This is a genomic window from uncultured Thiodictyon sp., assembly GCF_903828115.1.
Classification (GTDB): Bacteria; Pseudomonadota; Gammaproteobacteria; order Chromatiales; family Chromatiaceae; genus Thiodictyon.
The window spans coordinates 1-12,193 of sequence record NZ_CAIKKU010000653.1 but is presented as its reverse complement, the minus strand read 5'-3'; the positions used below and the strand labels follow the sequence as shown (position 1 = coordinate 12,193).

Sequence of the window (12,193 nt, the reverse complement as noted above, 5' to 3'; positions counted from 1 at the left end):
CATCAAGCGAGCGCGAGGTTTTACGCAAACACCAGTTCGTATTGCAAGCAGCGCGACTCGGTGATGCGGGGTTTGGCGATACCAAGCTTTTCGATGGCGCGACCGAAGGCCGCCCAGGTGAAACTCTTACGCTTACCCCCGCGCCGGTTCAGCCATTTGAACGCAGAGACGACGGCCGCATTGTAGAAGCACCACAGGTCCGCCGAGTTGCCCCGTAGACCATAGTCATTGTAATGCCCTACCAGCCGCCGATTGAGTCCTTGTGATAAACTCCATGCCCGGCAGGTGCCGGTGGCTCTTGATCCATTCCTTCACACGCCGAATCGCCGCTTGCAATCGCTTGCGGGCGGTGCGACGCTTCACCCGCGGAATGCCTTCCCGGTCGGTATACCAGAACAGCTCGAAACCCAGCGCATAGTGCAGATAGAGGTTCGCGAGCACGGGCGACACGATCCCGCCTTGGGGGAGTCCCCGTTTCGGGATGCGCCCCATACCTATGGGCAATACCAAGGACGGCCGTGGTGATAATCCCGGCCATGGCGCTCAGCGCAAGGTCGCTGGTCCGCACAGCGGACCCTACAGATCGCGCCCCGACCCTGGAGTCGGCTGTGCGGACCGAGCGGTACCGGCCTGACCGACGATCGAGGCCGACGCCTCGAACGCCACACGCTGCTCTTAGTCCTGCTAATCCTGTCCATATATTCTCACGTCGCTTCCGACCTCGCAGCGTGATTCACGGGGTTATCGGTGTTCGACGAGCGCCGGAAGGCAGGGGCGACCGCGGGCTTGGCGATGTCGCTGTGGGCATCAGTCGCGGCACTCGACCCTGTATCGAGCGGGGATTGGCGGACCGCCGATCGGCCCGGGCAGGTACACTTGCGCCTTGTCCCCGCGGCCCACGCCGCCGACCTGAATCCCGCGACTTTCGGAGACGCCCTCATGCCCAGTGCCCCTAGCCGGTCCCTCGAGACCTTCGATAACCCGCAACCCGGGCGTGACTACACCATCCGCATCCGCGTGCCGGAGTTCACCTGCCTGTGCCCCAAGACCGGTCAACCGGACTTCGCGGAGCTTACCCTGGAATACATCCCGGACCAGCGGTGCGTGGAACTCAAGTCGCTCAAGCTCTATGTCTGGTCCTATCGCGACGAGGGCGCCTTCCATGAGGCGGTGACCAACCGCATCTTAGACGACCTGGTGGCGGCCACCAGGCCCCGCTTCATGCGCCTGACGGCGGACTTCAACCTGCGCGGGGGGATCGATACCACGGTGATCGCGGAGCACCGCGCCCCCGGCTGGGCGGCGCCCGCGCTGGTGCAACTGCCTTGAGCCGGCGCCAGACCTGAGTAACGCCGACCGGGCTCAGCCCCCGGCCGGCGGATAGGGCCGCCGACAGAACAGACGGCTCAGGTCCCGCAGCCGGTCGGCCGCGGCGGGGTCCAGGTCCTCCTCACGGAAACGCCAGACCCAGTTGCCCTGCACGGTGCCGGGGCGGTTCATGGTCGCCGCGGCCCCGGCGCCCAGCAGGTCCTGCAGCGGGAAGAGGGCGAGTGCGGCCACCGAGGCGAGTGCGGCGCGGATGAAGGCCCAGTGGGGCTCGCTGCCGTCGATGTCGAAATAGCGGCAGACCAGGGAGCGGATCGGCTCCGCCTGCTCCGACCACCAGCCGCCGATGGTGTTGTTGTCGTGGGTGCCGGTGTAGACCACCTGGCGCGGTCGGTGGTTGTGGGGCAGGAACTGGCAGTGTCCGAAACACTCGCTGGTATCCTCGAAGGCGAACTGGAGGATGGCCATGCCCGGCAACTCAAGCCCGTCGCGCAGGGCCTCGACGTCCGGCGTGATGACGCCCAGGTCCTCGGCGATCAGCGGCAGGTCCCCTCCCAGGGCGTCACGCAGGGCGCTGAAGAGGTCCATCCCGGGACCCGGGACCCAGCGCCCGTTGACCGCCGTCTCCTCACTCGCCGGGACCTCCCAATAGGCGGCAAAGCCGCGGAAGTGGTCCACCCGCACCAGGTCCGTGACCCCCAGCAGGCGGCGCAGGCGCTGCACCCAGAACCCGTAGCCGTCGGCGGCCAGGGCGGGCCAGTCGTAGAGCGGATTACCCCAACGCTGCCCGGTGGGGCTGAAATAGTCGGGCGGGACCCCGGCGATGACGGTGGGCTGGCCGTCCGGCTCCAGTTGGAACCACTCGCGATGGGTCCAGACCTCGGCCGAGTCGTGGGCGACGAAGATCGGCATGTCCCCCACCAGGCGGATGCCGCGCTCGTGTGCATAGTCGCGCAGCGCCGACCACTGGCTGAAAAAGAGGAACTGGACCAGACACTCGCGCTCGATCTGCGGCGCATGGTCCTGGGCCCAGGCGGCGAGCGCCGCCGGTTCACGCAGCGCCAGCGGCGCCGGCCAGGCGGTCCAGGGCCGCAGCTCGAAGGCGCTTTTCAGCGCGCTGAAGAGGCTGTAATCGACCAGCCAGTCGCGATGCTCCTCCTGGAAGCGGGCGAAGGCGTCGCGCTGGTCCTGGTCGGCACGGGTGAGGAAACCCTGGTAGGCACGATCGAGCAGGGCGCCCTTCCAGGCGTGGACCGGGCCGAAGTCCACGGCCGCGTCCGGAAAGTCCGGGTGTTCGAGGTCCGCGGGGTCGATCCAGCCGGCCGCGAGCAAGGACTCCGGACTGATCAGCAAGGGGTTGCCGGCGTAGGCGCTGGTGCACTGGTAGGGGGAATCGCGGTAACCGGTGGGCCCGAGCGGCAGGACCTGCCAGAGACCTTGGCCGGCCTGGGTGAGGAAATCGACGAAGCGGTGGGCGCTCGGCCCCAGGTCGCCGATGCCGAAGGGACCCGGAAGGGAGGTGGGGTGCAGCAGGATGCCGCTGGTGCGGTGCATGGACGACTCCGGGGGTTGGTAGGTGCTAGGCCGGGGAGTCTACCGAAGACCTGGGAAAAAGCCGAAACTTCGTTGTGCCCGAGTGCCTCTGGGAGCGCCGGGCTGGGCGTCGTTGTCGTGGTCGTGGTCGTGGTCGAATTATTCGATTACGACAACGACAACGACAACGACAACGACAACGACAGCGTACCCGGGATCTCGGCCACCACATCAGTTCTGATCGCACCCGCGCCCCCGTGACCCCTATTTATTCTCCACCGCGCCGACGAAGGTCGTGCGCGCCGTGGTGGAGCCGGCCCGCTCGGCCTCTTGGACCAGCCGCCAGGCGCGGTCCATGTCACCCAGCGCGACGGATTGCTGGATCATCCGGTCGTACATGGTCTGGGTCTCCTTCAGCATCGGCGGCGCGCCGGCCTTGGCCGCGCGGGGGCTGGACTGGACCACGGGGCGCGACGGCCGCGGGGCCGGGGCAACTGCGCTGGTCGGCGGCACATAGCGGCTCGCGCCTTGCTGCTGTCTGACATATTGGGTGGTGGAGGCGGCGGAAACCTCCAGATCCCCCACGCCCATCCGGAATACCCCGGTGGCGGCGTGCTGGGCGATGGGGTCCGGCAGGCCGGGGTCCACCAGGCCATGGGCGCGGGCATAGAGCCTGGCCTCGCTCATCATCCGGGTCGAGCCGCGCAGGTCCTTATCCGTCGTGAAGACGATCAGGTACTTCTCGGCCGCCAGCTCCCCCCCCTGTCGGCGGTCCAGATAGACCTTGCCCCGCAGGCGTTGGGGCTCCATGAAGCCGGCCGGGGTGTACTTGAAATTGCTGGAATCGATGGCGCGGCTCACCCGAAAGTCCCGATCCAGGATCAGGACCGTGGGGACGAAGACCGTGGCCCCGGCGATTGCCTCGATGGTGAGGGTGGCACGCTCCAGTTCATCCGGGATCACGAAGGCTTGAAGTAGGCTCTTGCCGGTCGCGAACGTGAAGGCTTGAGAGTTGGCGTCGAGCTTGAAAAATTCGCTGTCCCCGGTGTTCAAGGGTTGGTAGTGCAGCGCGGAGAGGGTGTCGCAACAGACCCGCACGGCAGAGAGCGTCTCGAGGCTCGCGGCGGCGCTCGGACTGACCGCCGTATACATGGGCGAGCGCGACTCCAGGGGGGCGACCCAGGTGGTCTTGCCCGAACCGGCGCAGCCGGCGACGGTCACCAGGGCAAGGGCGAGCGCGGTGACGGTAAGGGATCTGGGCATGAGGGATTCCAGGACTGGTTAAGAACGCTGTCGGTGCCGCGGCGGCCGGGACCGCCGCACGACACCCCCGAAGAAGCGGCCGCCGCCCCGGCCGACCGGGGCGGCAAGGACCTCACCACCAGGCCTCCACTTGGGCGCCGAAGGTGGTGCCGGTGGTGTCCCTGATCGGGATGATACCCGGGGTCTGGGGGTAGTTGCCCTGGTTCCAATCCGCGTAGGTGACGAACAGCCGCAGCACCGGACGCGCCCAGATGCTCGGACCCGCCTGCCACTGCTGGGCCAGCGTCACCTTGGTCAGGACGCAGTGGCTGTTGCGCTCGGCGCAGTTGGCAATATAGTCCGGTTGGGTGGGGTCCGGGATGTAGCCGGCCCAGTCGTGCCCGAAGGCCACATTGTCGTAACCGACCTCGAGCGTCGTGTTCATGGTATCCGTCCAGTTGTACTGCGGGCGGATGCCGATGGAGAACCAATCCTTGGTGCCGCCGTCGATCGATTTCTTCGACTCGTACCAGGTCGCGTACATCATCGCGATGCGGCTGTTGAAGACGAGTACCCCATGGTCGATGACCCGCCACATCCGGTTCACATTGGAGAAGCTGTGGCTGTGGGTGTCGTTGTTGCCGGTGGCGGCCATACTGCCGTTGGCATATTGGGCCGCGAACTTGTTGTAGCCGGACCCGAACCAGTTGCCCTGGGTGTGCTCGGCGGTAAACATCCAACCGTTCTGATTGTCGAAACCGCGCTGATAGACCTCGTCATCGGCGTTGACGAACAGATAGTTTCTCTGGCCGTTGGTCAGATCGGCCCCGCCCCACTCGGCGCCCAGCTCCAGGCTGCCGTCCTTGTTGGTCTTCAGGTTGGCATAACGCAGGCTCACGACGTTATTGACGACGTTCGGGCGGATGCCGTCCGTGGCCCAGAAATCGGTCCCCAGACCGTTGGCCCAGGCGCCGTCGGTGTTGCGGATCCAGGCGACCGACAGGTCCCCGGGGCCCAGCGTCCAATATTCCAGGCCGACCCCGGGGCCGGAGATATCCCAATAGTAGAAATCCGCCATGTGGATGTCGTGGCGCTGGTAGAAGCGCTTGCCGGCCCACAGGTTGGAACGCTTTTGGCCGGGAATCACGCCGCGGAACTGGGCGTTGGCCTCGCGCAGCGACACCACCGAGTCCCGGTACGGGTGGGCGGCGACGGCGCGATCACCGGAGATCGCGTCGCTGTTGGAACCGGAGCCATCGCCCGGGTCCTCTTCCCAGTCGTTCTGTTGCCCGGACTTGTAGGCGATGCGGGTATCGATGTAGAAGCTCTGGCCGTTCTGCTCCCACAGGGACTTGCCGAGCACGATCTCCATGTAGGTCTCGCACTCGTTGCCGAGGCGGTACTTGCTGTCGGCGCCGTTGGACTGGAAGCAGGACTGGTCCCCGCCGCCGCTGGTGGCGCCGAGCCCGGAACGCAGATAGCCGTGGAAGTCCGGCAGGTAGTTCTTGGCCGCATCCTCGGCCGGGAGCGCACCTGACGCCAGGCAGGCGGCGAAGGCGGCCGTCAACACGCGAGCTTTCATGGATATTCCCCCAAAACTTATGATGATCATCCCGCCGGGCGGGACCTGCCGCGGGGCGCGTGCGGGCGGCCTGCGTGCCCACCCGCGGCCCGAGACGCGGCAACCGCAAGAGACCTTCGCGGCCGCACGCATCACCGCGGCCCGAAATCATGGTGCGCCGGCCAGGCGCCGAAGCGGCCGCCCGGCACGGGCTCGACCGATTCCCGAGACACTTCCTCCGACGTTGCGTTTTTCACACAATCGCCTGACCCTTAATGTAGACCCTAAGGAACAAGTTGTCGAGGCATGTTTCGCAAGTATTTTCGAGGCTCGCTAACGTCCGTCTCCGGCGCTTGGACGAGGGCAGAAAAGAAAAATGTCGCGGTCACACAACAAGCAGCGTCGTTTTTCGGCGCTGACCCAGGTCGTTCATCAGCCCGGTTTCGCGGATAATAACCGTGGGCTATACTCGACCGACGGGCGGTTCCCGCGAGGGGCCGGCGGGGGTGTCCGTGAGCCCCGGCACCCGGCGACGATAACAAGAGTGGGTTTCGCACCGGCGCGGGGTCGCTCTCCCGAACGCCCGCGCCAGGCCGCCGACATCCGGCGCCGACCAACCAGCAAGAGGCAGGACAACGAACGTGAAAACGAACGTGAAAAGACTCGTCACCCTGGCCGTCGCCATCGCGACACTCGCCCTGTCCAGCGCCGCCCCGGCCCTCGAAAAGGACAAACTCACCCTCTGGATCAACGGCGACAAGGGCTACAACGGTCTCGCCGAGGTCGCCAAACGCTTCACCGCGGATACCGGCGTACCGGTCGAGGTCTCCCACCCGGACAACGTGGAGCAGCGCTTCCAGCAGGTCGCCTCCAATGCCCAGGGACCGGACATCATGTTCTGGCCCCATGACCGCTACGGCGAATGGGCCAAGGGCGGCCTCATCGCGCCGCTCAATCCCAGTGCCCAGATGCGTGCCAAAATCGATGATTTTGCCTGGGATGCGGTCAGCATCGACGGCAAGGTCTACGGCTACCCTATCGCCGCGGAAGCGGTGTCCCTGATCTATAACAAGGAGCTGCTGCCGGACGGTCCGCCCAAGACCTTCGAGGAAATGGCGGCGCTGGACACCAGGCTTCAGAAAGACAAGAAGCACGCCATCCTCTGGGCCTATGAGACCCCCTATTTCACCTATCCCCTGCTCGCGGCCGGCGGCGGCTATGCCTTCAAGAAGCGCGCGGACGGGAGTTACGACGTCAAGGACACCGGGATCAACAATGCGGGCTCCAAGCAGGGCGTCGCCTTTGTCGCCAACCTGATCGAACAGGGCCACCTGCCGCGCGGCCTGGACTACGGGGTCGCCGAGGCCAAGTTCAACAAGGGGGAAGCGGCCATGACCATCAATGGCCCCTGGTCCTGGGACAACCTGAGCAAGAGCGGCGTCAAGTACGGCCTGGCCAAGCTCCCGACCCTGGGCGGCAAACCGGCCCGCGCCTTCGTCGGCGTCTTGGGGGGCGCCATCAACAACGCCAGCCCCAATAAGGACCTGGCGACCCTGTTCCTGGAGGAATATCTCCTGACCCCCGAGGGGCTCAAGGCGATGAATGACGACAAGCCGCTCGGGGCCGTCACCCTCAAGTCATTCCAGGCGCAGCTCGCCGCGGACGAGCGGATCAAGGTCACCTACGAGAATGCCAAGAATGGCGAGCCGATGCCCAGTGTCCCGGAGATGATCAAATACTGGAGCAACCTGGAGGGGGCGCTCAAGAACGTGGCCGCCGGTCGCCAGCCGGTCGACGCGGCCTTGGACGACGCCGCCACCCGCGTCGTCAAATAGCCTGCACGCCCGCGCGGTTCCCGCGCGCGGGCGAGTGAGTTAGGGGGACGCGTTGTGCGGACCTGCCACGGCGGCAAGCCGGCGTACCCGGGCATTGACTGCGATAAGAAACGGATCCATAAATTAAGCAAGTCCGTTAGAGAATGCTCTTAGCGCCGTTGTCGTTGTCGTTGTCGTTGTCGTTGTCGTTTTCGCAATCGCGGTTATCGTCGTGTCCCGGATTCTCTCGCCCCCACGTTGCATCGCTTCTCCGATTACGACAACGACAACGACAACGACTATGTTTGTAGTTAACTTGTTCCTGACTCGTTACTAAGGGGATCACCATGGCTTCAGCAGCGGCGACTGGGCAGGGCATCGCGGCGCCGGTGCGCCCCGCAGCCCATTGGCTCAAATGGGCGATCATCGGCGTGATCGGGCTGGTCAATCTCTACGCCGTGACCCTGATGTACATTCAGGGTGAAACCATCTTCGCCCTGGTGACCCTGATCCTGGTCGCCACCGGACTCTATGTCTTCGCCGCCCCTGGCGCCTATGTCCACCGCTACATCTTCCCGGGTGTGGCGACCATGTTTATCTTCATCGTCTTCCCACTGGCCTATACGATCTGGATCGCCTTTACCAATTACAGCGCGACCAATATCCTGACCTTCGAGCGGGCCCGGGCTTATCAGTTGTCACAGAGCTTTCAGATTGCGGATCAGAGCTTCGATTTCGCCCTCTACGGCGCCGGCACCAACACCTATCGCCTGGCCCTGACCGCCGCCGACGGTGAACGATTCCTGAGCCCGCCGGTGGAGTTACGGGTGCCGGGCGCGGGTCCCCAGCCACCGGCGAGCACGGCCGCAATCGAGGTCGACCTGCTGCCCGCAACCGCCCCGCCCGCTGCCGAGCCGCTGCCGATCAAGGACCTGGTGCGCCTGCGCGGCGTGCTCCAAGAGGTCCGCGCCCACCTGCCGAACCACACGGACCTGCGCATGAGCGGACTGCGGCAATTCTCCGCTATCCGGCCCCTCTACCAGGTGCTGCCGAGCGCCCAGGGCGGGGATGGTCTGATCCTGGTCAACCAACAGACCAAAGAGCGCATCGCGCCGGACATGCGAAGCGGCTTTTATCGCGCACTCACACCCGAGGGCGAATTCACCGGGCCCGGCATTGCGCCCGGCTTCAGCGTGTTCGTGGGTTGGAAGAATTTCCTGCGGGTGCTGACGGACCCCGGGGTCCAGGGGCCCTTCCTGCAGATCTTCGGCTGGACCCTGACCTTCTCATTGCTCTCCGTGATCTTCACACTTGCCATCGGCATGGTCCTGGCGGCCCTGGTGCAGTGGGAGTCGCTCGCCGGCCGCGGGCTCTATCGCCTGCTCCTGATCCTGCCCTATGCGGTGCCGGCCTTCATCTCGATCCTGGTCTTCCGCGGGCTCTTCAATCAGAACTTCGGCGAAATCAACGTGCTCCTGAGCCAGCTGTTCGGTATCAAGCCGGCCTGGTTCAATGACCCCACGCTCGCCCGGACCATGCTCCTGATCGTCAACACCTGGCTCGGTTACCCCTACATGATGATCCTCTGCATGGGGCTCTTGAAGGCGATCCCGTCCGACCTCTACGAGGCCGCGGCCATGGACGGGTCCAACTTCATCCGCGACTTCTTCAGTATCACGGTGCCGCTGCTGATGAAGCCGCTCACCCCGCTCCTGATCGCGTCCTTCGCATTCAACTTCAACAACTTCGTCCTGGTCCAGTTGCTGACCGAGGGACGCCCGGACATCATCGGCGCCCAGACCCCGGCGGGCACCACCGATCTCCTGGTGACCTACACCTATCGCATCGCCTTCGAGGGTTCCGGCCAGGACTATGGCCTGGCGTCCGCCATCGCGACCCTGATCTTCATCATGGTCGGGGTGCTGGCGCTCATCAACATCAAGATCATGCGGGTCGACCGGCCGACCTGACCGACAGACCGCGGGAGTGCGACACAATGGCCATGGTGCAAGCGAAATCCATCATCTACCGCAAACTGGCGGCCCACGCCTTCCTGTGGGCCTGGCTCGCCCTGATCATCTTCCCGCTCCTGATGGTGATCGCCATCTCGTTCCGGACCGGGAACTTCGCCGTGGGTGACATCATCCCGAGCCACCCCACACTCGACCATTGGCGGCTCGCGCTCGGCATGTCCATCGTCGACGAGTCCGGGCGGACCATTCCGCCGCCGTTTCCGGTGCTCCTGTGGCTATGGAACTCGATCAAGGTGGCATCGGTCTCCGCCGTGCTGATCGTGGCGCTGTCCACCACCTGCGCCTATGCCTTCGCCCGCCTGCGCTTCGGCGGACGCAGCCTGCTGCTCAAGGCGATGCTGGTCTTCCAGATGTTCCCGGCGGTCCTGGCGCTGGTCGCCTATTACGCCCTGTTCAGCCGCATCAGCGACTATTTCCCGCCGCTGGGGCTCAATACCCATCCGGGGTTGATCTTCGCCTATTTGGGCGGCATTGCGCTGCACGTCTGGACCATCAAGGGCTATTTCGAGACCATCGACAAGTCGCTGGAGGAGTCCGCCACACTCGACGGCGCCTCCCCCTGGCAGGCCTTCCGGTTGATCCTGTTGCCGCTGTCCGTGCCGATCCTGGCCGTGGTCTTCATCCTGGCCTTCATCACCGCCATCACCGAATACCCGGTCGCCTCCATCCTGCTCCAGGACGAGAGCAAGCTGACCCTGGCGGTGGGCTCGCAATATTATCTGAACCCGCAGGAATACAAGTGGGGGGACTTCGCCGCCGCCGCCGTGCTGTCGGGATTCCCCATCACCCTGGTGTTCCTGCTCGCCCAGCGCTGGCTGGTCGGCGGCCTGACCGCGGGCGGGGTCAAGGGCTAGGAGTCCTTGCGGTATCGCAGAGTTGAATCAGTCCCTCGGGAGCATAAGAGCAATGGCCGACGTCAAGATCGAGCACCTGGTCAAGAACTACCAACCGGGGGTGGCGCGGGATGTACTGCGTGACATCAACCTGGACATCAAGGAGGGCGACTTCGTGGTGTTCGTCGGCCCCTCGGGCTGCGGCAAGTCGACCCTGCTGCGGGCCATCGCCGGGCTCGACGATATCACCTCCGGGGACCTCTTCATCGGCGGCAGACGCATGAACGAGGTGCCGCCGGTGGAGCGCGGCGTCGGCATGGTATTTCAGTCCTATGCGCTCTATCCGCACATGACGGTGCGGGAGAACCTGGCCTTTGGACTCAAGATCAAGAAGGTGGACAAGCAAACCGCCCGCGAACGGGTGGCGCAGGCGTCCGCCATGCTGGGGCTCGATCCCTTCCTGGAGCGCAAACCCAAGGACCTGTCCGGCGGGCAGCGCCAGCGCGTGGCCATCGGCCGGGCACTGGTCCAACACCCCGCGGTCTTCCTGCTCGATGAGCCGCTGTCGAACCTGGATGCGGCGCTGCGGGTCAAGACCCGCATCGAACTGGCCCGGATGCACGAGGAGCGCGGCTCCACCACCATCTATGTCACCCACGACCAGGTGGAGGCTATGACACTCGCCACCCGGATCGCGGTCTTGAGCCCGCTGGCCGAGGGCGCCGCTACCAACCTGGAGCAGTTCGGCCCGCCGCTCGACCTCTATCACGAACCCGCCAACCGCTTCGTCGCGGGCTTCATCGGCTCGCCCAAGATGAACTTCCTGGGCGGCATGATCGAGGCGCCTGACGCACGCCGCACGCGCATCAAGCTGGACACCGGGGTCAGCATCACCGCCGGCGTGGACACCAGCCGGGCGCACCCGGGGGACCAGGTGGAGGTCGGCGTCCGGCCCGAGCACACGGTCCTGCTCGACGACCCGCGGGCGGACAACCGGATCACCGGCACCGTTCTGGTGGCGGAGCACCTGGGGGCCGAGACCTTTATCTATCTCGACGTCGGCGGCAAGGATTTTACAGTGAAGGTGCGTCCTGAGACCCCCGGCACCGCCCGCAGTCAGTTCGACATCGGCGTGCCAACTGACGCCTGTTATCTGTTCGACGCCCAGGGTCAGGCCTTCCCGCGCACGGAGCGCTTTACCCGGACCTGATCGAAGGTGTCCCGCCGCGACGCTGCCGGGCCGACCTTGGTGTCGGCCCCCCGCGTCCCAATCTCGCAACGATGACCCCCGCGAGGAACCTAAGTATGGAGACGCGCCACCTTCCCACCGAGATCAATCTGCACCAACGCTCCCGGGTGCTCGAGATTACCTTTGACGACGGCGCCCGCTGCCGGCTGCCGTGCGAATACCTGCGGGTTGCGTCCCCCTCCGCCGCCGTGCGCGGGCACTCGGCCCAGACCGCCCGGCTCCAGGTCGGCAAGGAGCAGGTCGGTATCACCAGGCTGGAGCAGGTCGGCGCCTACGCGCTGAAGGTCTATTTCGACGACGGCCACAACTCCGGGCTCTACGACTGGCAGTATCTCTACCAGCTCGGCCGCGACTGGCCGACGCGCTGGCAGGACTACCTGAGGCGCCTGGCCGCCGTCGGCCACCAGCGCGAGGGGCTGGACCCCTTCGACGATCTCCTGGCCCGGGGTGAGTCGCCGTCGGAACTCCCATCGACGGCTGCCATTTGAACCAGGTACCGCATAGCGCAGCGTCCTATACCATTCGAGGGGCATTCTGATCTCGTTGTCGTTGTCGTTGTCGTTGTCGTTGTCGTTGTCGTTGTCGTTGTCGGATTATTCGAT

The 12,193-nt window shown here is 65.3% G+C and carries 11 protein-coding genes and 1 pseudogene; 8 read left to right on the top strand and 4 right to left on the bottom strand.

Translation table 11 applies throughout. The features are described from left to right. The coding region (locus QZY48_RS24710; RefSeq protein ID WP_295436066.1) for a hypothetical protein at nt 1-218 on the top strand (218 nt) is incomplete at its 5' end. Between the two features lie 7 nt (nt 219-225). On the opposite strand, the gene QZY48_RS24705 is transcribed toward QZY48_RS24710, so the two are convergent. Further along, complete coding sequence (locus QZY48_RS24705) at nt 226-441, bottom strand: hypothetical protein (protein WP_295436064.1); 216 nt, start codon at nt 439-441, stop codon at nt 226-228. Between the two features lie 498 nt (nt 442-939). Between QZY48_RS24705 and queF the strand changes: the two genes are divergently transcribed. After that, on the top strand, nt 940-1,329 hold the full coding sequence (queF, locus tag QZY48_RS24700) for a preQ(1) synthase (RefSeq protein ID WP_295436062.1): 390 nt from the start codon (nt 940-942) through the stop codon (nt 1,327-1,329). Nucleotides 1,330-1,362: 33 nt separating this feature from the next. Here queF and malQ read toward each other — a convergent pair. Next, nucleotides 1,363-2,889: pseudogene (gene malQ, locus QZY48_RS24695) on the bottom strand (4-alpha-glucanotransferase); the annotation flags it as partial. A gap of 63 nt (nt 2,890-2,952) precedes the next feature. On the opposite strand from malQ, the gene QZY48_RS24690 reads away from it, so the two are divergent. Further along, the gene (locus tag QZY48_RS24690) at nt 2,953-3,120 is read left to right on the top strand and encodes a hypothetical protein (protein WP_295436060.1); all 168 of its coding nucleotides are present in this window, start codon (nt 2,953-2,955) and stop codon (nt 3,118-3,120) included. 3 nt (nt 3,121-3,123) lie between these two features. Here QZY48_RS24690 and QZY48_RS24685 read toward each other — a convergent pair whose 3' ends face one another. Then, entirely contained in the window at nt 3,124-4,122 is a 999-nt protein-coding gene (locus tag QZY48_RS24685) for a MalM family protein (protein WP_295436058.1), read from the bottom strand. 112 nt (nt 4,123-4,234) lie between these two features. After that, nucleotides 4,235-5,683, bottom strand: coding sequence for a maltoporin LamB (gene lamB, locus QZY48_RS24680; protein WP_295436056.1), 1,449 nt, complete (start codon nt 5,681-5,683; stop codon nt 4,235-4,237). A 620-nt stretch (nt 5,684-6,303) separates the two neighbouring features. Here lamB and malE point away from each other — a divergent pair. The 5 genes from malE (at nt 6,304) to QZY48_RS24655 (ending at nt 12,079) form a co-directional block, all read left to right on the top strand. Next, nucleotides 6,304-7,497, top strand: coding sequence for a maltose/maltodextrin ABC transporter substrate-binding protein MalE (gene malE / locus QZY48_RS24675; protein ID WP_295436054.1), 1,194 nt, complete (start codon nt 6,304-6,306; stop codon nt 7,495-7,497). 326 nt (nt 7,498-7,823) lie between these two features. Then, nucleotides 7,824-9,446 (top strand): maltose ABC transporter permease MalF, encoded by a 1,623-nt coding sequence (gene malF / locus QZY48_RS24670; protein ID WP_295436052.1) that lies wholly within the window; start codon nt 7,824-7,826, stop codon nt 9,444-9,446. A gap of 26 nt (nt 9,447-9,472) precedes the next feature. Next, on the top strand, nt 9,473-10,363 hold the full coding sequence (gene malG, locus QZY48_RS24665) for a maltose ABC transporter permease MalG (RefSeq protein WP_295436050.1): 891 nt from the start codon (nt 9,473-9,475) through the stop codon (nt 10,361-10,363). Between the two features lie 52 nt (nt 10,364-10,415). Then, nucleotides 10,416-11,552: an ATP-binding cassette domain-containing protein gene (locus QZY48_RS24660; RefSeq protein WP_295436048.1), complete on the top strand. Its 1,137-nt coding sequence runs from the start codon at nt 10,416-10,418 to the stop codon at nt 11,550-11,552. 95 nt (nt 11,553-11,647) lie between these two features. Then, entirely contained in the window at nt 11,648-12,079 is a 432-nt protein-coding gene (locus QZY48_RS24655) for a DUF971 domain-containing protein (RefSeq protein ID WP_295436046.1), read from the top strand. Nucleotides 12,080-12,193 lie beyond the last annotated feature (114 nt).